General features: G+C 67.1%; 17 protein-coding genes and 1 pseudogene. 14 read left to right on the forward strand and 4 right to left on the reverse strand.

Annotated elements, in window-relative coordinates; all coding sequences use genetic code 11:
• Positions 1–16 precede the first annotated feature (16 nt).
• From ABZ154_RS24335 to ABZ154_RS24365, 7 genes are all read left to right on the forward strand, one after another.
• The gene (locus ABZ154_RS24335) at positions 17–1,063 is read left to right on the forward strand and encodes a hypothetical protein (RefSeq protein WP_356835884.1); all 1,047 of its coding nucleotides are present in this window, start codon (positions 17–19) and stop codon (positions 1,061–1,063) included.
• Positions 1,063–1,932, forward strand: coding sequence for a hypothetical protein (locus ABZ154_RS24340; RefSeq protein ID WP_356835886.1), 870 nt, complete (start codon positions 1,063–1,065; stop codon positions 1,930–1,932). The genes ABZ154_RS24335 and ABZ154_RS24340 overlap by 1 nt, the downstream gene beginning before the upstream one ends.
• Positions 1,933–1,968: 36 nt before the next feature.
• Positions 1,969–4,044 (forward strand): hypothetical protein, encoded by a 2,076-nt coding sequence (locus tag ABZ154_RS24345; RefSeq protein WP_356835888.1) that lies wholly within the window; start codon positions 1,969–1,971, stop codon positions 4,042–4,044.
• 82 nt (positions 4,045–4,126) lie between these two features.
• Entirely contained in the window at positions 4,127–4,924 is a 798-nt protein-coding gene (locus tag ABZ154_RS24350; RefSeq protein WP_356835890.1) for a peptidoglycan-binding protein, read from the forward strand.
• A gap of 72 nt (positions 4,925–4,996) precedes the next feature.
• On the forward strand, positions 4,997–5,260 hold the full coding sequence (locus ABZ154_RS24355; RefSeq protein ID WP_356835892.1) for a hypothetical protein: 264 nt from the start codon (positions 4,997–4,999) through the stop codon (positions 5,258–5,260).
• Positions 5,257–5,598: a hypothetical protein gene (locus ABZ154_RS24360; RefSeq protein WP_356835894.1), complete on the forward strand. Its 342-nt coding sequence runs from the start codon at positions 5,257–5,259 to the stop codon at positions 5,596–5,598. The genes ABZ154_RS24355 and ABZ154_RS24360 overlap by 4 nt, the downstream gene beginning before the upstream one ends.
• 92 nt (positions 5,599–5,690) lie before the next feature.
• Positions 5,691–6,506, forward strand: coding sequence for a hypothetical protein (locus tag ABZ154_RS24365; RefSeq protein ID WP_356835896.1), 816 nt, complete (start codon positions 5,691–5,693; stop codon positions 6,504–6,506).
• Here ABZ154_RS24365 and ABZ154_RS24370 read toward each other — a convergent pair.
• Positions 6,493–7,707 carry a DNA cytosine methyltransferase gene (locus ABZ154_RS24370; protein ID WP_356835898.1) on the reverse strand — a complete coding sequence of 405 codons (1,215 nt, stop codon included), beginning with the start codon at positions 7,705–7,707 and terminating at the stop codon, positions 6,493–6,495. The two genes, ABZ154_RS24365 and ABZ154_RS24370, sit on opposite strands and share 14 nt — an antisense overlap.
• A 624-nt stretch (positions 7,708–8,331) precedes the next feature.
• Entirely contained in the window at positions 8,332–9,684 is a 1,353-nt protein-coding gene (locus tag ABZ154_RS24375) for a transcriptional regulator (RefSeq protein WP_356835900.1), read from the reverse strand.
• Between the two features lie 270 nt (positions 9,685–9,954).
• Here ABZ154_RS24375 and ABZ154_RS24380 point away from each other — a divergent pair, with 270 nt between their 5' ends.
• The 5 genes from ABZ154_RS24380 to ABZ154_RS24400 all read left to right on the forward strand — a co-directional run bounded on the left by ABZ154_RS24380 (position 9,955) and on the right by ABZ154_RS24400 (position 13,421).
• Entirely contained in the window at positions 9,955–10,380 is a 426-nt protein-coding gene (locus ABZ154_RS24380) for an ATP-binding protein (protein WP_356835902.1), read from the forward strand.
• The gene (locus ABZ154_RS24385; protein WP_356835904.1) at positions 10,374–10,886 is read left to right on the forward strand and encodes a hypothetical protein; all 513 of its coding nucleotides are present in this window, start codon (positions 10,374–10,376) and stop codon (positions 10,884–10,886) included. The genes ABZ154_RS24380 and ABZ154_RS24385 overlap by 7 nt, the downstream gene beginning before the upstream one ends.
• Positions 10,887–11,270: 384 nt before the next feature.
• Complete coding sequence (locus tag ABZ154_RS24390; protein WP_175291932.1) at positions 11,271–12,380, forward strand: radical SAM protein; 1,110 nt, start codon at positions 11,271–11,273, stop codon at positions 12,378–12,380.
• A gap of 5 nt (positions 12,381–12,385) precedes the next feature.
• Positions 12,386–12,538 carry a hypothetical protein gene (locus ABZ154_RS24395; RefSeq protein WP_175291931.1) on the forward strand — a complete coding sequence of 51 codons (153 nt, stop codon included), beginning with the start codon at positions 12,386–12,388 and terminating at the stop codon, positions 12,536–12,538.
• Between the two features lie 76 nt (positions 12,539–12,614).
• Complete coding sequence (locus ABZ154_RS24400) at positions 12,615–13,421, forward strand: aminoglycoside phosphotransferase (RefSeq protein WP_356835907.1); 807 nt, start codon at positions 12,615–12,617, stop codon at positions 13,419–13,421.
• 7 nt (positions 13,422–13,428) lie between these two features.
• On the opposite strand, the gene ABZ154_RS24405 is transcribed toward ABZ154_RS24400, so the two are convergent.
• Complete coding sequence (locus ABZ154_RS24405) at positions 13,429–13,689, reverse strand: winged helix-turn-helix domain-containing protein (protein ID WP_356835909.1); 261 nt, start codon at positions 13,687–13,689, stop codon at positions 13,429–13,431.
• Positions 13,690–14,463: 774 nt separating this feature from the next.
• A complete protein-coding gene (locus ABZ154_RS24410) occupies positions 14,464–14,706 on the reverse strand; it encodes an integrase (protein ID WP_175291927.1) in 243 nt (80 codons plus the stop codon).
• A 115-nt stretch (positions 14,707–14,821) separates the two neighbouring features.
• Here ABZ154_RS24410 and ABZ154_RS24415 point away from each other — a divergent pair, with 115 nt between their 5' ends.
• Both ABZ154_RS24415 and ABZ154_RS24420 read left to right on the forward strand, forming a co-directional pair.
• Positions 14,822–15,520 carry a hypothetical protein gene (locus tag ABZ154_RS24415; protein WP_356835911.1) on the forward strand — a complete coding sequence of 233 codons (699 nt, stop codon included), beginning with the start codon at positions 14,822–14,824 and terminating at the stop codon, positions 15,518–15,520.
• Between the two features lie 881 nt (positions 15,521–16,401).
• Positions 16,402–16,902 (forward strand): annotated as a pseudogene (locus ABZ154_RS24420) (site-specific integrase); the annotation flags it as partial.
• Positions 16,903–17,106 lie beyond the last annotated feature (204 nt).

Here is a 17,106-nt window from a genome sequence, read left to right on the forward strand (position 1 = left end):
CGATCAAGTCCTCGACGTGCTGCCGATCACCGACGTCTCGCTCGACGACTTCATCGGCAAAATCGGCAGTGCCTCGGCGACGATCCCCCTCCCGAACCGTGCGGTCGCCGCACGCGCGCGCGCCGCCGTCGAGCCCGGTCGAACCGCGATGTGGATCGAGCGTGGCTCGGAAGTCTGGTGGGGCGGCATCCTGTGGACCGCCAACCTGACCAGCAATGCGCGAGGGTTCCTCGGCCTACAGGTGCAGGCGGGCGGGTGGGCGTCGTACCTCGACCATCGCGCGATCCTGCACACGCAGCAGGCCACGCAGGTTGATCAATACGACATCGTGCGGGGGCTGCTCGACTACTCGGCCAGTCTCCCCGGCGGCGACATCGGTATCGAGTACGACGCCGAGCAGCTCTCGAACGTCAAGCGCGACCGCCTCTTTCGCCGCTACGACGTGTCTCGCATCCGCGAGGTGATCGACCAACTCGGCGCGGTCGAGGGCGGGTTCGAGTGGCGGATCGGATCTTTCCGTGACCCGAGCAGCGGCCGGCGAGTCAAGCAGTTGCAGCTCGGTTCACCGGTGATCCGGACCGGCGCGAGCGAGGTCGTCCTCGACCACCCGGGGCCGATCCTTTCGTACGGCTGGCCCATCGACGCCACCGTGCAGGCCAACACATGGCAGGGCCGCGGCGCGTCGGACAACCAGAACCAGACGAAAGAGTCCCTGCCCCTGATGAGCGAGCTACTCGTCGACGACGAGCAGCTCGCCGCAGGATGGCCCCGGCTGGACGGCACCTCGGACTACTCCACCGTGACCGAGCAGGCCACCCTCGACGCGCACGCACGCGCCGACCTGGCCGCCGCCCTGCACCCGCAGACGATCCCCGAGGTAACCGTCGCGCTCGACCGCACGCCCCTGTCGCCCGCCCTGCTCGGTGCCACCATCCGCGTGCGCATCCGTGACGACTGGTGGGCCGAGGGACTCGACCACCGGTACCGGGTGATCGGGCTCGCCATCTCCCCGCCCCTCCGGGGCCGCTCCGAAACCGCCCGCCTGCTCTTGGAGGCCGCCTAGTGGCAGCGATCCCGCAAGACATCCTCGACCGCATCCGGGCTCTTGAGCGCGAGGTGCGCACCCTTACCGGTCGGGCGAACATCCGTCCCGCCCTGAACGAGATCACCAACGGCCCCGTGAAGATCGCCGAGGGCGGCTCGCTCGAAGTCTGGGCACCGGACGGCACGGGGATTTTCGGCGTAGGCGCCCTGTGGGACGGCGCTTACGGCGTCCAGATCCAGCGGTCCGACGGCACGCTCGCGTACCAAGTCGGCGGCTCGGGCGAGGGCTCCAACATGGTCCGGACGTTCTCCCGCTCGGGCTCCGTGATCCTCATGGATGACTACTACTCCCCCGAATTCCTCGGCCGCCCGTGGATGCCCATCCAACTGTTGCCGACCAAGCAGCAGGGCACCGAGAGCACGACCTATCAGTACGGATGGGTCGGCGGTGCCGCCGCGCACAACGCCGTCGCGACCCTCACCCTGTCGAGCATCGCCGCCCCTGCGGGCGGACAGGTCCAGATCAACATGATTCCGCCCTCGGGCGGCGAGGTCGTCGTCGCCGAGTACGACATCCCCGCCGGCGGCACATGGGTGAACAAGACCATCACGCAGCCGCTGAACGGCGTCGGGTTCCTCGAATACGTCGGCTGGAACATTCAGCACCGGGTCAAGGCCAGCGGCTCGGGAATCGAGACGCGCGTCTTCAACGCGTACACCCGCAACACGCGCACGGCGGACGAGGCGCCCGACCCGCCGCCGGCGCGAACCGCCGCCGCCGAAGCGCAGCAGTTCCTCGGGGCACCCGCCGCGCCGCCTAACGATGCGCGCGCCCCGGGCCCGCCCCCTGCTTCCCACGGGGCGGGACTGCACATCATCGACGACTAAGGAGGGCGTCCCCTGCTGCCCGAATCCATACCCACCGTGACCGTGCGCGGGCGCTTCCTCGACCCATCCGGGCGCCCGCTCTCCGGATCGCTCGTCTTCCGGGCACCCGCCACCCTCACGTTCCCGGCCGCCGACGTCATCCTCGGCGGACCGGTGACCGTCCAGCTCGACGCGCAGGGCGCGATCGAGGTCACTCTGCCCGCTACCGACGCCCCCGACATGGACCCGACCGGGTGGGCGTACATCGTGACCGAGCAGCTCTCGGGAATCCCCGTGGGCCGCTCGTACAACGTCCTCTTGCCCCGGGTGCAGCCCGAGGTCGACCTCGCCGACATCGCCCCCACCGATCCCGCGAAACCGAACTACGTCGGCGTGCCCGGACCGCAGGGCGACCGAGGCCCGACCGGTCCCCCGGGGTCGCGCATCTACAGCGGTGCCACCGTCCCGGGCGCGGGCCTCGGCGTCGACGGCGATCTCTATGTGCGGTACGAGTCGACGACCTTCCTCGGCGTCACCTCGACCACCGTCTCGACGTGGCAGCGATCCGCCGGCGTGTGGACGCAGCTCGGCGGCGAGGTCAGGGGCGCGGCGTGGTACCTGAGCAACACGACCACGCCGAGCACGTCGACGCGCCCCGGCGATCTGCTGTTGCGCACCGACACCGGCGACATCTGGCAGCGCACCGGGGCCGGTTGGGGAACCGCAGTCGGCAATCTCAAGGGCCCGAAGGGAGACAAGGGCGACAGCGGAAGCGCGGGCGCCACGGGCCCGGCCGGCGTCGTCCAGTCCGTCAACGGCAAGAGCTCGGCGGCGATCACCCTCACCGCCGCCGACGTCGGCGCTCTCGCGACGGCCGCCGCCGGTGCAGCGTCCGGCGTCGCCACCCTCGGCGCCGACGGAAAGGTTCCCGCCGCGCAGCTCCCGACGAGCTCGGGCGGGGGTGCCGTCTCATCCGTCAACGGCAAGACCGGCGCGGTCGTGCTCGCCGCATCCGACGTCGGCGCGCTCCCCGAGTCCGGGTTCGTCGGGGGCGGGAACCTGATCCTCAATACCGCGACCGTCGACTACCGAGGTCTTTCGTTCACCACGGCAGGCGTGAACAGGTGGGTCTACCAAGTCGACAACACGGCCGAGGCGGGCGCGGACGCCGGCTCGAACTTCGAGCTCGCGAACTGGACGGACCAAGGAGAGTGGAAGTCGGCTGTCCTGTACGGGCAGCGTGCGACCGGGAACGTCGGCATCGGCACCAACTCCCTAATCGCCGGTGCCAAGTTGTCCGTAGCAGGCGCGGCGGCACTCAAGAACACCGCGCCACCCCCGGCCGATGTCGGCGCCGCCATTGCGTACAGCGAGGGAGGCTTGTTCAAGGTCGTTCAGGCGGACGGTACGCGGGTCACCCTCGCGCCCGCCGAGGCCGCCGGAACCGCCGTCCTGTTGACCGGCACGCAGACCGTTGCCGGGGCCAAGACGTTCAGCAGCGTGCCGTCGAGCTCGGCCGCGCCGACCACTGACAACCATCTCGCCCGTAAGAGCTACGTTGACGCGCTCGGCGGGGGCGAGTGGAGGGCGTCCGACTTCGGCCTGCTGACGTGGGCGTTCGATCCGGCGTGTGGGCACTCCGCCCCGCTGTATCCGGGGGCGGGTCCGATTCGGGTCACCGCTGTCTACCTCCGGTCGGCGGCGTCCGTGACCAAGGTCGTGTGGCACTTCGGCGGGTACGCCGGCGGGCTCGCCACCGGTTCATGGGCCGCCCTCTACAGCTCCACCGGTGCCAGGGTGGCGCAGACCGCCGACCTGTCGACCGCCGCGGCCGAGCCTGCCGAAGTGCACAACACGGGTGGCGCGACTGTCTCGGTCCCGCTCACCGCCGCCTACTCCGCCCCCGCCGGTCTCTACTACATCGCGTGGCGGTTCCAGTACAACACCGGCACGGGCGACGGCCCGATGATGCTCGTCGCCGAAAGCTCGTTCAGCGCGCCGCCCAACGTGTTCGGCCTGAACAACGTCCGCCGGTTCGGCTCGTACGCCACCGGCGCAGCGACCGCCCCCGCCTCGATCGCGCTCGGCTCGATGGAGAACGGCAGTAACAGATTCTGGTCCGCGCTCGCGTAGGCCACCGCGACGCCCCCCGACCGTCTTCACGCCCTCGCGCACCCGCGCAGGGCGTTTTTTCATGCCCCAAGGAGGGCCAACCTTGCAGTTCGTAACCCGCTCACAGTGGGGCGCTCGCCCCTCGCGCTACGACCTCGTTTACATCGGCAGCACGCGCGGAGTGAAGATCCATTACGAGGGCACCGCCGTACCGGCAGCGCTTGCCAAGAACGAGAACCACACGAGTTGTGCCGGACGCGTCCGCGCGATCCAGGCGAGCCACCTCGCCAACCGGCAGGAGGACTACAGCGACATCGCGTACACCGCGATGGTGTGCCCGCACGGCTACGTCTACGAGGGCCGCGGCTCGCACCGAAAGACCGGTGCGAACGGGAACCAGACGCTGAACGCCAACCACTACGCGGTGTGCGCCATGGTCGGCGACTCGGGACTGACCACGCCCACCGACAAGCAGCTCGCCGGGCTGCGTGATGCCGTCGAGTGGCTGCGTGCGAGCGGCGGCGCCGGATCGGAGATCAAGGGGCACCGCGACGGTTTCGCGACCGCCTGCCCCGGCGGACCGCTCTACGCATGGGTACAGAAGGGTGCCCCCCGCCCCGGCGGCACCACACCAAGCAAGCCCAAGCCGCCGACGTACGAGCCGTTCCCCGGCGTCGGATGGTTCAAGGCCAACCCGCGCTCGCCGATCGTCACCGCCATGGGCCGCCGTCTCGTCGCCGTCAAGTGCTCGGCGTACCGCTCGGGCCCCGGGCCGCAGTGGACCGAGTCCGACCGGCAGAGCTACGCCCGGTGGCAGCGCCACCTCGGCTACTCCGGAGACGACGCCGACGGGTGGCCCGGTCCGTCGTCGTGGGCCGCTCTCAAGGTCCCCAAGGTCTGACCCCGAGCGCGCCCGCCCGCACCCTGCGGGCGGGCGCCTCGCTCTCCCCATTCGAAGAAAGAGGAACTGCCCATGACAGACGCTTCGCGTCGCACCCTCCGCACCGTCGTGCAGACCGTGCTCGCCCTCGCCGCAGGTCTCCCCCTCATCATCGACGCCGCAGGTATCCCGCAGACCGCCGCCGGCGTCGGCCTGGCCCTCGCCGTGGCGGGTGGCGTTACCCGGGTGATGGCCCTTCCGGTCATCGAGAATGTGCTGCCCGCATGGCTGCGCGCCGAGCCGAACACCGACGACGAGCTGCTCGCCCTGTACCGGAAGGATGACCGCGCCGAGTGATTGCTGCGCCGACCGGCGTCGACCCGATCGACGCACTTGCGCTCTGGTCCGGTGCCGTCATCGCGGTCTCGGGCGGGCTCGCCCTTGTATGGCGAGCAACCCGCTCGTTCCGCCGGATCGGCGGGAAAGTCGAGAACTTCGTCGACGACTGGCAGGGCACGGACCCCCGCCCCGGCGTTCCCGGCCGCCTCGGCGTCATGAGCCGACTCGGTGCCATCGAGGACCGCCTCGCTCGCGTCGAGCACGAGCTGCAACCAAACAGCGGCTCGTCACTGCGTGACGCCGTCGACCGAGTCGACGAACGCACCCGTCACTTCACCCCCGACGGCCGCACGTAGGGGCGCCCGCGTCCCCGCACCTGCTCATGGGGAGGGGGCGTTGGTGAGTCAACTACTTCGACGACATGGGCAGCGGATCGTAGTCTCAGCCCATGAGTAGCGACCGTGAGCGAGTTACCAACGAGATCACCAGAGGGCTCGACGCCCTCTCGATGCGCCAGCTTGGGACCGTGGCGTCAGTGGTCAAGAGCCTGCATGTTCCTGTCCAGTTCCACTCGGGCCCTGGGGTCGACATAGTAGACGCGTCGTTCGCCGAAGAAATGGCGAATCTCCTGAGCCTGCATCACTCTAACCACGAGGCCCCGCTCAACAAGAAACCCTTTGAGTACGCGATGAAGCGCTGTCTCATTGCTCAAGGGCACAACGAGGCCGATCTCAACCCCACACCTGGCGAGTCCGCCTATGACGTGTTCGGCAACGGCGAGCGATGGTCTCTGAAGACGGAAGCCGCCAAAGGGCTCAGCCTCACTCAAGTGAAGATCGAGAAATTCTCTGAGGCTCGCTGGGTTCGAGAGGCGACCACACCGGATCTTTGCGCCGCCGAGGTTCGTGAGCGCCTTCCTCGACACATGAGCGGCTACGACCGCATCTTGGTACTGCGCGCCGAGACACGACCTGACAGCTTCGTTTACACCCTGGAGGAGGTGCCGAAAAAGGTCCTACTCGAAAGCTTCACCTCGGCCTCTCCCGAGATGTTCACCAAGAAGGATCGGGGAGGCAAGCCGGGGATTAGCTTCGGCGCTGATTTTCTGCACCCGGCCAACGGGGACAAGGTATTCAGGATGCTCTTGGACTCCAGTGTGGAAAAGGTTCGCCTCTGGTACCAGACCAAATATTGCATTCGCCACGGCTCATGGGTCGTATCAAGGCCGGATACTGACGAGTTGACACTCTTTACACCAGCGTGAGCTGAGCTGCTTCCGTAGCAATGAAGTCATCCGTGCGGAGCGAAGTATTCGGCAGAACCACCTGCTCCAGATCCGGCTTCTCACCGGTCAGAATCCACTGAGCAACCCATGCAAGCTGGTAGGAGACCAGAGGGGGAACCGCATCACCGATCTGACGGTAGAGGTTCTTACGGCTGCTGCCGACGAACCGGTAGTCAGACGGGAAGCCCTGCAAGATGCCGAGCTCACGTACCGTGCACTGACGATCCTGCTCGGGGTGGGAGTATCGCCCGTTCCCAACATGCGAGCATTCGCGCTTGATGGTGGGAGCGGGCTTGTCCCAAGCCATGCGACCGTAAACGTCGCTGTAGGAATTCAGGCGTCCCCGCTCAACGGCCTTCCGCATGGACGGGATCAGATACTTCTCTGTGTCCGGGTGCCCCAAGAGATCAGGCCAGCTACCTCCGTCGTGAGGCATCGCCGCGATCCTTTCGAGCGACTCGCCCTTAAGCAGAGTGCTCGTGTGATTGGGGTCGTCCGGGTGAGTCGCACCTGCGGCAACCTTGGGGAGGTCCGCGATAGCCCGTCGCACCGTAACGGAATCAGGCTTTACTTCGTACCCACGCCAGAGATCTTCTAGTGTGTAGAGCGGGAGGTCGGAAGCCACCGCGATAACGAGAGCTCGCTCCCTCTGTTGCGGCAACCCGAAACGCGACAAGGCATGGGAAGAAGCATGCACTTTGTAGCCCATGCCCTGAAGGTTGTCCCGAAGGGCCGTGAAGTGATGGCGGAAGTTTCCATTAAGCAGCTGAGGGACGTTCTCCATCATGAACACCCGAGGCTTCATACGCGCCACGTGATCCGCAACCCGGGCAACAAGGGAGTTCCGGGGGTCGTCTTCCGCCCAGTTCTTCGAAATGGCCCGAGAGAAACCGGTACAGGGAGGGCAGGCCAAGAGGACTTCGAGGTCGTCCACGTTTGCTGGCAACTTTTCCGCCAACTCGTCGGCCGAGATGACCGACAGGTCAACGGCCAGCGGGTCCACCTTGAGGTTGGCTGCATAGGTGTCATTGCACCCGATCGCGCCATGGCCCGTGCTGGGCTTCCCGACCTCAACATCTGCGGCGCCGACGAGATTGAACGCAGGGTGTGCGTAGTAGCCGCAGCTCATACCTCCGCCGCCGGAAAAGAGATCCACGACGCGGCTTGCCTGAAGGCTCACCAGCACTCTCCTTGCACTTGCTCATCGACACTTTCCCCTGGACCTCAACGAGAGTACGGCAACCCACGAACTCAAGTCAAGTCAAGTCAAGGAGCAGAGAGACGCCATGAATCAACCGCCTGGTAGCTTGAGGGGGGTGAATGGGGCGGAGGCGCTACGGTCGCAGCTGGCCGAGGTGAGACGCGAGATCGCGTCCACCTGCGAGCAGCTTCAACGACTGCGGGACGAAGAGTACGGTTTGTCCCTTTCTTTGGCGCGCACGACAGGCGGCCCCCGTCCGAGGCCGCCGGCTGTCGAGTCCGGCCACGCACCTCCTGCCGAGGGTAGGACTCGCATCACACCCGTCGTACGCGCCCTTCTCGCCGAGGCGCCTTTCCCTCTTACGCGCACTGAGATCGTTGGCAGGCTCGCAGAAGATGGGATCTCCACCTCGCCGGATGCTGTGAGCGCGAGCCTTTCCTACCTCCGAAAACAGGGCGTGGCCAGCAACGCCGGCGGTCGCTGGTATTTGTCGCATCAACCAGCGGTTCCGGATACGCAGACAAGATCGCCCTGAAACACCAAAGCGCCCCCGCCCGACGGTCTACACCGTCGGGCGGGGGCGCTTTGAGCACTCGATCGGTTTTAGGCTGCGGCGACCAGTTCACGAGCCCGTTCGCTGAAATCAGCGACGAGTCGGTGATTCCCGAAAGGCTGCATCCGCCGTTGCAAGTCCTGCACCGCCTCGACGCACCGCGAACTCTTCACCTGCCGCGACAGAGACAGCGTGCGGAGACCAGCAGCGTGCGCCGCCTCCAAGTCGCGACGCTGCAAGTGCGAGACAGCGAGCGCAGCCTGAGACATCGCGCCGCGACGTGCGCGGCGCTGCTTGCGTGCATGGTCGATGGACTGCCGCGCGTGACGCTCCGCCGAGTCCGCCTGTCCGAGGTCTCGGAAGGTATTGGCGTGCTCACCGTGCAGATAGGCGGGGTCGATGAAAGCTGCCCACTCCTGTTCATCCTCCACCCGAACACGGCCGTACGCCGTCTCGGACTGGCCCACAGCGCGTGCCGCTTCGGACTTCTCGCCGAGCTTGGCCAGCGCCCGCGCTTCAAGCGCCCACAGGTCCGCGAGACAGGCCGGCGACGTGTTCGAGCCGAGCCCTGCTCGGCCAGCTTGAGCGAGCCTGCGCCCCTCGGTGGGGTTGCCAAGCAGGGTTGCTTGATCAGCCATGCCCGCGAGTACATGCGCGCCAAGCGCCCGGTTCTTGGACTCCTCGGCGAGGCGTAGCGACTGGATCAAGTAGCGCTGGGCAGTCCCGTGCTCTCCGTTGTCGTAGGCCATCCACCCGAGCAAGTACGTCTGCTCGGCGGCAGCCTCACACAGTGCGTCTCGCACGTCGTCGGTGTGCGTCCGGCGCAACAGCGGAAAGACGTGCTGATTCATGTACTCGGCAAGGATGAGCCGGCCTGAGCCGCCACCCTGCAGAACGTCCATCTTCTGGAACTCACCGAACATGTTCCTCACCGCGGTCACGTCTTCAAGACGGACGCGGGGGCCCGGTTCCGGCTGTTGGTCAAGGGTGTTGAGAAGCCAGTCACGCGATGGCCCCACCGCTGCCACCGCAGCAAAGGGTGCCGCTGCCAAGAATTCTCGACGGTCCACGTCCGCTCTCCCCAAGTCGGCGACAGCTTCCACGGTAACGGCGAAAGACGCGTTGTAGACGAGGGAGCGCTCGGCGGGACCGCTCTCACCGAGGCCGAGGTCGTACGTAGTGACCCTGTAGCCAACTGACGCCGAGATCACATCAGCAAGAATCTCAGGCAGTGGCGAGCGAGGCATGTCACCGTCCAGCCACCGCCGCACGGTCGACGCGTTCGGCGAGATGTGAGGCTGTCCCCACGCCTGAGCTGCTGCTTTGACGCGACGCGCCAACTCCGTGCGGCTCAGGCCAGACCGCGCAAGCCACGTTGCGAGATCACTGTTCGGCGTCTTCATGTTGAGCCCTTACCCCTCAGCCACGGGCGGTAGTGGAAGTAACACCCTTTGACACCCCCTCCGACGGTACCCCCGTCCGCGCCGCAGCGGTTGCCTAGTTAAAGGAACCGAGCCCGACGGAAAGGGAGTTGCGTACCGATGAAGAACGTCACGGATGGTAACTCCCGACACGTGTCGTGGGCCCTACTGCCCAGCAGGGCAGTGGAGTTACCGCCGCGCAGCAGCGCGGGGGCTCAAGCCACTAGACCGCACCAAACCGGGTCGTGAGCTATGCCGAAACCAGTCTCCCGAGGATTCAGCCCGCACGACGCGTCAGTGCCGCAGGCCCGCACCTTCGTGCATCGGTTATTGAGCGAGTGGCAGATGCTCGATCGAGCCGACGAGGTGCTGCTCTGTGTCTCGGAGCTCGCAACGAACGCGGCCAAGCACGGTACGTCGGCGGGTGGTCGGTACCTCGTCAAGGTCTCCGCGGACGAGGGACGCCTGCGCGTCGAGGTGCACGACCTGAGCCGACGTCGCCCGCGGGTGCAGAACCCCGGCGAGTGTGACGCGAACGGCCGCGGCCTGTTGCTTGTGGACGCGCTCGCCGACGAATGGGGGGTCGAGCCGCGCGTTCCCCGCGGCAAGGTCGTATGGACAGAATTCAAGATCGAGATGCGGGAGCAGTACGCCGCAGCGCAGGCGGCACCATGTTGACCAGACCCGAGCCACCGGCGCTCACACCGACGGCCGGCCTCCTTGCATCTCTCGCGGTGTGGCACTGGGTTGATGAGACAGTCGCGGGACCAGTCGCATTCCTGCTCTTCGCGCATCTGCCGCCCCGCCTGCCCGGTGAGTCCCTCGACGTCATCGAGGCCAGGATGCGCGGCTTATCCAAGTCTCTCGGCCTCGCTTCACCAGATGCCCCGCTCCCGGACATCGGCGACCGCCTGTTCATGCACCGCGAGACAGACGCTGCCCTCTTACTCGACGGTTGCGACTACTTCCTGCACACGCCGATCGGTGGCGAATGGGCGCGGTTCGTGGTCGCCGGCGGAACCGTTGCCGTCACCGTTGGTCTGGACCCTCTCCCCCGTCATGCAGCGCAGGAAGTTGTCGAGGCCTATCTCGTCGAGCGAGCGGTCGAGGGCCGTCTGCTCATGGGCAAGACGCGCGCCACGGACCCGTGGAAGCCCCGAGCTCAGTCCGGAGCCGTCACGTGAGCCTGCCTGCTATGCGCGCCCTGTTGGAGCCCGCACACCTCACATTCAGACCCACGCGGCGAGACATCGACCCCGAGTCGGGCGAAGCGACCGCGCAGGCTCTATCGGACCGGCACCAATGGGAATCAGGCGATTGCTGGCTCTGGTGCGGACAACTCGACATCGACGTGACATGGCTCGGCCCCGTCCAGTCCAGCGGAATGCACGCAGACCTCTACGGCTGCCGCGGGTGCCTGTACAGGCTCGACCAACTCGTGCTGCGCGCCACGCTCGCGAACGACAAAGCCGCTCTTGCGAAGGCTTCCGGACCCGCCGAATTACCGACCGCTCTCGCGGGCGCGGGCCGACATCGCCGCGCATCCGCTTCCCGACGTTGGAGGACTCGTGCCCGAACTGATCGCTAGCCCGTTCCTGAACGACTACCTACTCGTACGGCCGGGGGAGTCCGCAGGGATCAAGATCCCGCTTACGCGGTACCTCGAAGTGAAGCAGGCTGCGGACCACGACGCCGAGCTGCCGGCCTGGCTCGTCGACGCCGCCCGCCGCGCGTGGGGAATCGATGTCGCCGACCGCTGTACGTCCGAGGCGATCCTCGTACGAGTCCCCTCGCCCTACGGCTATGCCCGCGCCTCGTACGAGATCAACAAGGGCTGTGACTACGACTGCCCGCACTGCTACCTCGGGCAAAAGAAGTTCGAGGGTCTCACCTGGGAGCACAAGGCACGGCTACTGGAGATCATGCGCGACGCCGGCGTGCTCTGGCTCCAGATCACCGGGGGCGAGCCGCTGATCGACCGCCACTTCCCCGCCGCATACGCGCACGCTCACGAGCTCGGCATGATGGTGGCGATCTCGTCGAACGGCTCACAGCTCGCGAAACCCATGATCCTCGACGTTCTCACCAAGCACCGTCCCTACCGGATCACTCTCAGCGTTTACGGCGCGACAGCGGATACGTACGACGGATTCACCAGGAACCGCGGCGCATTTGACCGCTTCACCCGAGGACTCGCCGCCGCTCGCGAGGCCAAGCTGCCTGTACGGCTGAACCTCATCGTCGCCGAGGCTAACGCGCACGAGATCGACGACATGAAGGCCCTTGCCGACCGGTACGGCTTCCCGCACCAGACCTACACCAACATGTCGCCGACGATCGACGGCAGCGGCGAGCCCTTGCCCACACAAGCCGAGGACTTCCTACGGCAGCGGAAACCATTCAGCGGCTGCAACGCCGGACACACGTTCTTTCACGCCGACCCGTTCGGCGTCGCCTCGATATGCAAGGTCGGAAGAGATCCGAACATCCGGCTCATCGAGGAAGGCGTCGAAGGTCTGACCCGACTCGGCGAGATCGCCGATTCCCTCATGCTTCGCACCGGTGGCTGCTCTGGCTGCACGCTGTCCGGCACCTGCTGGACATGCCGACCCCTCGCCAAGCTCTACCAGGAGGCGAAGGCACCGAGAAACGCCTACTGCCAACACACAGAAAGGTAAACGCCATGGCACCCACTGCCACCGCGACCAAGCCCGTACCGGTCGCCATCACGTCGCGCCCGCTCGCCGAGGACGAGGTCGAGATCGTCGGTGACCTCGACACCCTCGTCGAGGTCACCATGTGCTCATGCAGCGCCGGCGACGACCAGCCGTACTAGGCCGCGCCGCACTCCAGGGGCCGCCCCGATCCGCGTAGGGTCGGGGCGGCCCGCCCGCCCACACCCGGGAACCGACATGCCCGTAACCCGTATCCACTGGGACGACCTTCCGCTCGCCGCCCGCGCCGTCGTCGAGCAGCACACAGGCTCGATCCTCAGCGCAGAGACGACCGTCGGCGGCGTGAACTCCGGTATCGCCGTTATCGTGCGCACCGCTCACTCGGTCCTCTTCGTCAAGGGTGTGCCCGCAGACCATCCGCAGGTGCGCACGCAACAGCGCGAGGCAGAGATCAACCCCTATCTACCGGCAGCGTGCCCTCGCCTGCTCTGGCACGTGCGTGAAGGAGGGTGGGACCTGATCGGCTACGAGCGCATCGTCGGGCACCACGCCAACTACTCCCCCGGGTCTCCCGATCTGCCGCTCGTCGCCCGCGCCCTGGCCGAGCTACAGAACACCCCATGCCCTGACATCGAGCTCAAGCGCGCTGAGGACAGATGGAGCGGATACGCAGGCCCTGCCGGCGTCGAGCAGCTCACCGGCGACGCGCTGCTGCACACCGACCTCGCGCCGCACAACTTGCTCATCACGACGCGCGGGCACCTCATCGACTGGGCATGGCCAACCCGCGGCGCCGCATGGATCGACCCTGCGGTGCTCATCCTGCGACTTATGGAAGCCGGGCACTCAGCCGCCTCGGCAGACGCGTGGGCACGCGATCAGTTCCCCACGTGGGCGACGGCCGCCGACGCGTCCGTGCTGGCTTTCTCCGAGGCGAACGCCCGCACGTGGGACGAGATCGCGCGCAACGATCCCCAGGTGTGGAAGAAGAACATGTCCCACCTGGCCCACGATTGGCTGAACTACTGGCAGTCAGGCAGGTAAGGCCGCACTAGTCGCTGCCCTCTCCTGACCGGTCGACGACGAATGACCCGCGCTGCGGCACGGTGTGCACGTACCCCTTGTCTCGCAGATAGGCGACGGCGTTCCGAGCTGTCTCACGAGCGACCCCGAAGCGTTGGACCAACGCCGACTCCGAGGGGATGCGCCGACCGACCGCCGGCACGCCGCGCTCCATGTCCGCGATCAGGTACGCGGCAATCTGCCGGTACACGGGGGTCGCCGACTCGTGGTCGATCTCGCTCTCTGCCATGGCACAACGGTAGACAACCGGCCACGTTGGCACGCGTGGCCATACGTAGGTAGACGAGGGTAGACAAGTTGGCTACCGTCATGACCGAAGGAAACCCCGACAGGCCGCGTAGGACCGGCCCGCCGGGGGTGGAACATCACCAGCTTTCGAGGAGCTGACGACATGCGCGACCTTATCGCCCCCCTGCACCCACTGCTATGGCTGCTGTGGGCCACTCCGTTACTGCTACTCACCTTCCGCACCAGGAAGCCGGGCCGACACTCCGCCGCCCACTTCCCCGCGCAACCCACCCCCATTGAGCTCTCCCCCTCGATCTGGCTCAAGCCTTGGACGACCCCGCCCTCGCCGCACATCACCGAGCGAAACGAACCGTTCGAGGATGAGCTGCCCGATGCGGTCCGGCCCTACATCGCAGGCTTCCCCCCGCCTCGGACCAAGCAGGAATGGCAACGCGAACGCTGCCGAGCGGCAGCGTTCGCAGCGGCCGGTAGGGAATACCCGTACAGCTACCCGGGAGCGCCGATCCCTGCGGGTGTCGCCCTGTGACCGCCGCCGTCTGCTGTGGTTGTCACCGCGATACCGCCGCCCCCATCCCGGTGAGACCCATCGAGCGCCAGAGCGGCGCGCCCGTCACGGTCGTAGCGTGCCCGGACTGCGCCCCCCACTACCAACCCGCCCCGGTCGCGGGCGAACACATCAGAAGCCAAGCTCACTGATCAGCAAAAGGCCCCGCCCGGATCGGTCCGGTCGGGGCCAGCGTCTTGCCGCTTTGAGTTACGCCACATCAGGCCCGGCCCCGCCGTCGGCGGACACGCCGAGGTGCCGGTGCAGGTCGTACCGCGACACCTTGTACGCCCGTCCGTGGCGCAGGACCCTGACCGGGTAGCGGCCCGTGCGGGCGAGGTGGTAGCCGGTCGTGCGCCCGAGGTGCAGCGCCCGGTTAGCGGTCTCCAGAGGGATCGCGACGGGAAGCGTCATCAGCTCGTCGTGTGTCATCCCCTGCTCCGTGGTGCTCATGGTCTGCCCCCTGTGACATCGGTGTGCACCGCAGCCCGATCGTGCCGAACAGTGCTAGATCAGCAACGTACGATCAAGGCTGGCGCTTTGCAACCAACAAAGCTAGCTTTGCGATATGCACAGTCATCAGACAGCGGGCGACGTCGTCGCCGCGCAGATCCGCCGGCATCGCGAGCGCCTCGGAATGAACAGGCACGACCTGGCCGCCGAGTGCGCCCGCCTCGGGCGCCCCGACATCACGTACGCCGTGATCGTCACCATCGAGACCGGCCGGACCGGCGGCGAGGGCAAGAAGCGCCGCCCGGTCACCGTCGACGAGCTGCTCGTATTCGGCCTCGCCCTCGCCACACCCCCGTTGTTGCTGCTGCTCCCCCTCGGGAGCGAGCAGACCGTGCCCACCGTCCCGGCCGCCGATCCACGCGACCCCTACACCGTGTGGCAGTGGATGACCGGCGAGGCGACGCCGACCCTCGACGGACCCCTCGACGGGCGGTACGTCCCCGACTCCCGACCGCTCGCCAGTAACGGGCAGACGTGGGCCGCTGCTTGGGGTACAGCCGCCTATCCGGTCTCGCTGTACCCCGAGCTCGCACGACGCCGCGAAACGGCCCACAAGGCCCGACTACGTGCCGCGCTCGATCCATCCGCACAGACCGAGTACGTCGGTCGCCTCGACGAGCTCGCGCAGATCGTCAACGACATGCACCGAGCGAGCCTCACCATCCCCGACCTGCCAACCGAGTTGGCCGAGGACTTGAAGCGGCTCGACCTGATCACCGACCCGAACCAGATCAACCCGAGAGGTATGGAGTGACCGCAAAGGGCACCACGACGAAACGCTGCTACTGCCGCCGCAAGGACGGTAAGCCGCTCGGGAGTTCCTGCCCCAAGCTCAAGCAGCGCACCCACGGCGTGTGGTCGATCCGGCAGGAACTGCCGTCGACCATGGACGGCGACCGCCGCCTGTTCCGCCGCGCCGGATACGACACGCAGACGGACGCGCAGGGCGACCTCGACAAGGTGCGCGCCCTGCTGAACATCGCCGACGAGGACGACCAGGACGGCCGCGCGCGCCTCGGCGACCTGCTCGCCATGGTCAGCGCCAGTAAGGAGCAGATCCCCGACTACGACGAGACGAAGCGCAAGTTCGGCACCGGTCAGTCGCTCACGCAGCACATGACCGTCGCCGACTGGCTCGACCTTTGGCTCGTCGGAAAGAAGGGGCTGCGCAAGAGCGGTCGCGACCGCTACGAGCTCGACATCCGGTGCCACCTTCGGCCCCGCGTCGGGCACATCCGGATCGACCGTCTCACCGTGCCGCACCTCGACGCCATGTTCGAGGGCATCGCCGAGACGAACATCGAGATCACCGAGGCGAACGCCACACGCCGCGCTGCGGTCGCCGAGCTGAAAACGATCCCGTGGAAGGGGGGAGAGAACCGCGCGCGGCGTAAGGCCATGCGCGACGCCATCGACGCGATGCAGCCGTTCCAGCGGATCACCGGGCCGTCGACGCAGCAGCACATCAGGGCGACCCTGCGGGCGGCGCTGAACACGGCGATAGCCCGGGGGTCGATCACGTTCAACGCCGCGCAGCATGTCGAGCTCGCCGCCGCGAAGCGTCCGAAAGCGATGGTGTGGACCGACGAGCGCATCGCCGAGTGGCTGCGGACCGGTGACAAGCCGAGCGCGGTCATGGTGTGGACCCCCGAGCAGGCGGGCGTGTTCCTCGACTTCCTCGCCGACTTCCGTCACCGGCTGCTGCCGCTGTTCCACCTGATCACGTTCCGAGGTCTGCGCCGTGGTGAGGCGTGCGGCGTCCGGTGGTCCGACTACAACACCAGCACGGGCGAGCTCACCATCGCGACGCAGCTCGTGCAGGACGGTTGGGAGGTCATCGAGTCGGCACCCAAGACGGATAGCGGCGAGCGGATCATCTCGCTCGACGAGTACACCGACGAGGTACTCGAAGTGCACCGCACCAAGCAGGGGGCCGAGCGTCTCGAATGGGGCGAGGCGTGGCAGGACACCGGTCGGATGTTCACGCAGGAGAACGGCGAATGGATTCACCCGGGTTGGCTGACCGAGCAGTTCGAGCGGCTCGTCGAGCTGTCCGGGCTGCCGCCCATCCGGCTGCACGACCTGCGCCACGTTGCCGCCTCGCTCATGCTGGCCGCTGGCGTCGACGTCAAGATCGTGTCCGAGACCCTCGGGCACAGTGACAGCCGGATTACCCGGGACATCTATCAGTCGGTCATGCCCAAGGCTGCACGGGACGCCGCCGAGGCGACGGCCGCACTGGTACCGCGCGGCGCGGCCCGTCGTACGGAGCAGGCACCCGTCGACCCGCGTATCGAGCAGGTCGCGCAGACCGCCCTCGATCACCTTCTCGCGCAGATC

This window comes from Streptomyces sp. NPDC006261, from assembly GCF_040613515.1.
Classification (GTDB): Bacteria; Actinomycetota; Actinomycetes; order Streptomycetales; family Streptomycetaceae; genus Streptomyces.

Excerpts from the sequence above, each read along its gene's own strand:
- ABZ154_RS24355 (WP_356835892.1), top strand. The coding sequence starts at position 4,997 with ATGACAGACGCTTCGCGTCGCACCCTCCGCACCGTCGTGCAGACCGTG.
- ABZ154_RS24365 (WP_356835896.1), top strand. The coding sequence starts at position 5,691 with ATGAGTAGCGACCGTGAGCGAGTTACCAACGAGATCACCAGAGGGCTC.
- ABZ154_RS24375 (WP_356835900.1), bottom strand. The coding sequence starts at position 9,684 with ATGAAGACGCCGAACAGTGATCTCGCAACGTGGCTTGCGCGGTCTGGC.
- ABZ154_RS24380 (WP_356835902.1), top strand. The coding sequence starts at position 9,955 with ATGCCGAAACCAGTCTCCCGAGGATTCAGCCCGCACGACGCGTCAGTG.
- ABZ154_RS24385 (WP_356835904.1), top strand. The coding sequence starts at position 10,374 with ATGTTGACCAGACCCGAGCCACCGGCGCTCACACCGACGGCCGGCCTC.
- ABZ154_RS24395 (WP_175291931.1), top strand. The coding sequence starts at position 12,386 with ATGGCACCCACTGCCACCGCGACCAAGCCCGTACCGGTCGCCATCACG.
- ABZ154_RS24400 (WP_356835907.1), top strand. The coding sequence starts at position 12,615 with ATGCCCGTAACCCGTATCCACTGGGACGACCTTCCGCTCGCCGCCCGC.
- ABZ154_RS24405 (WP_356835909.1), bottom strand. The coding sequence starts at position 13,689 with ATGGCAGAGAGCGAGATCGACCACGAGTCGGCGACCCCCGTGTACCGG.
- ABZ154_RS24410 (WP_175291927.1), bottom strand. The coding sequence starts at position 14,706 with ATGAGCACCACGGAGCAGGGGATGACACACGACGAGCTGATGACGCTT.
- ABZ154_RS24415 (WP_356835911.1), top strand. The coding sequence starts at position 14,822 with ATGCACAGTCATCAGACAGCGGGCGACGTCGTCGCCGCGCAGATCCGC.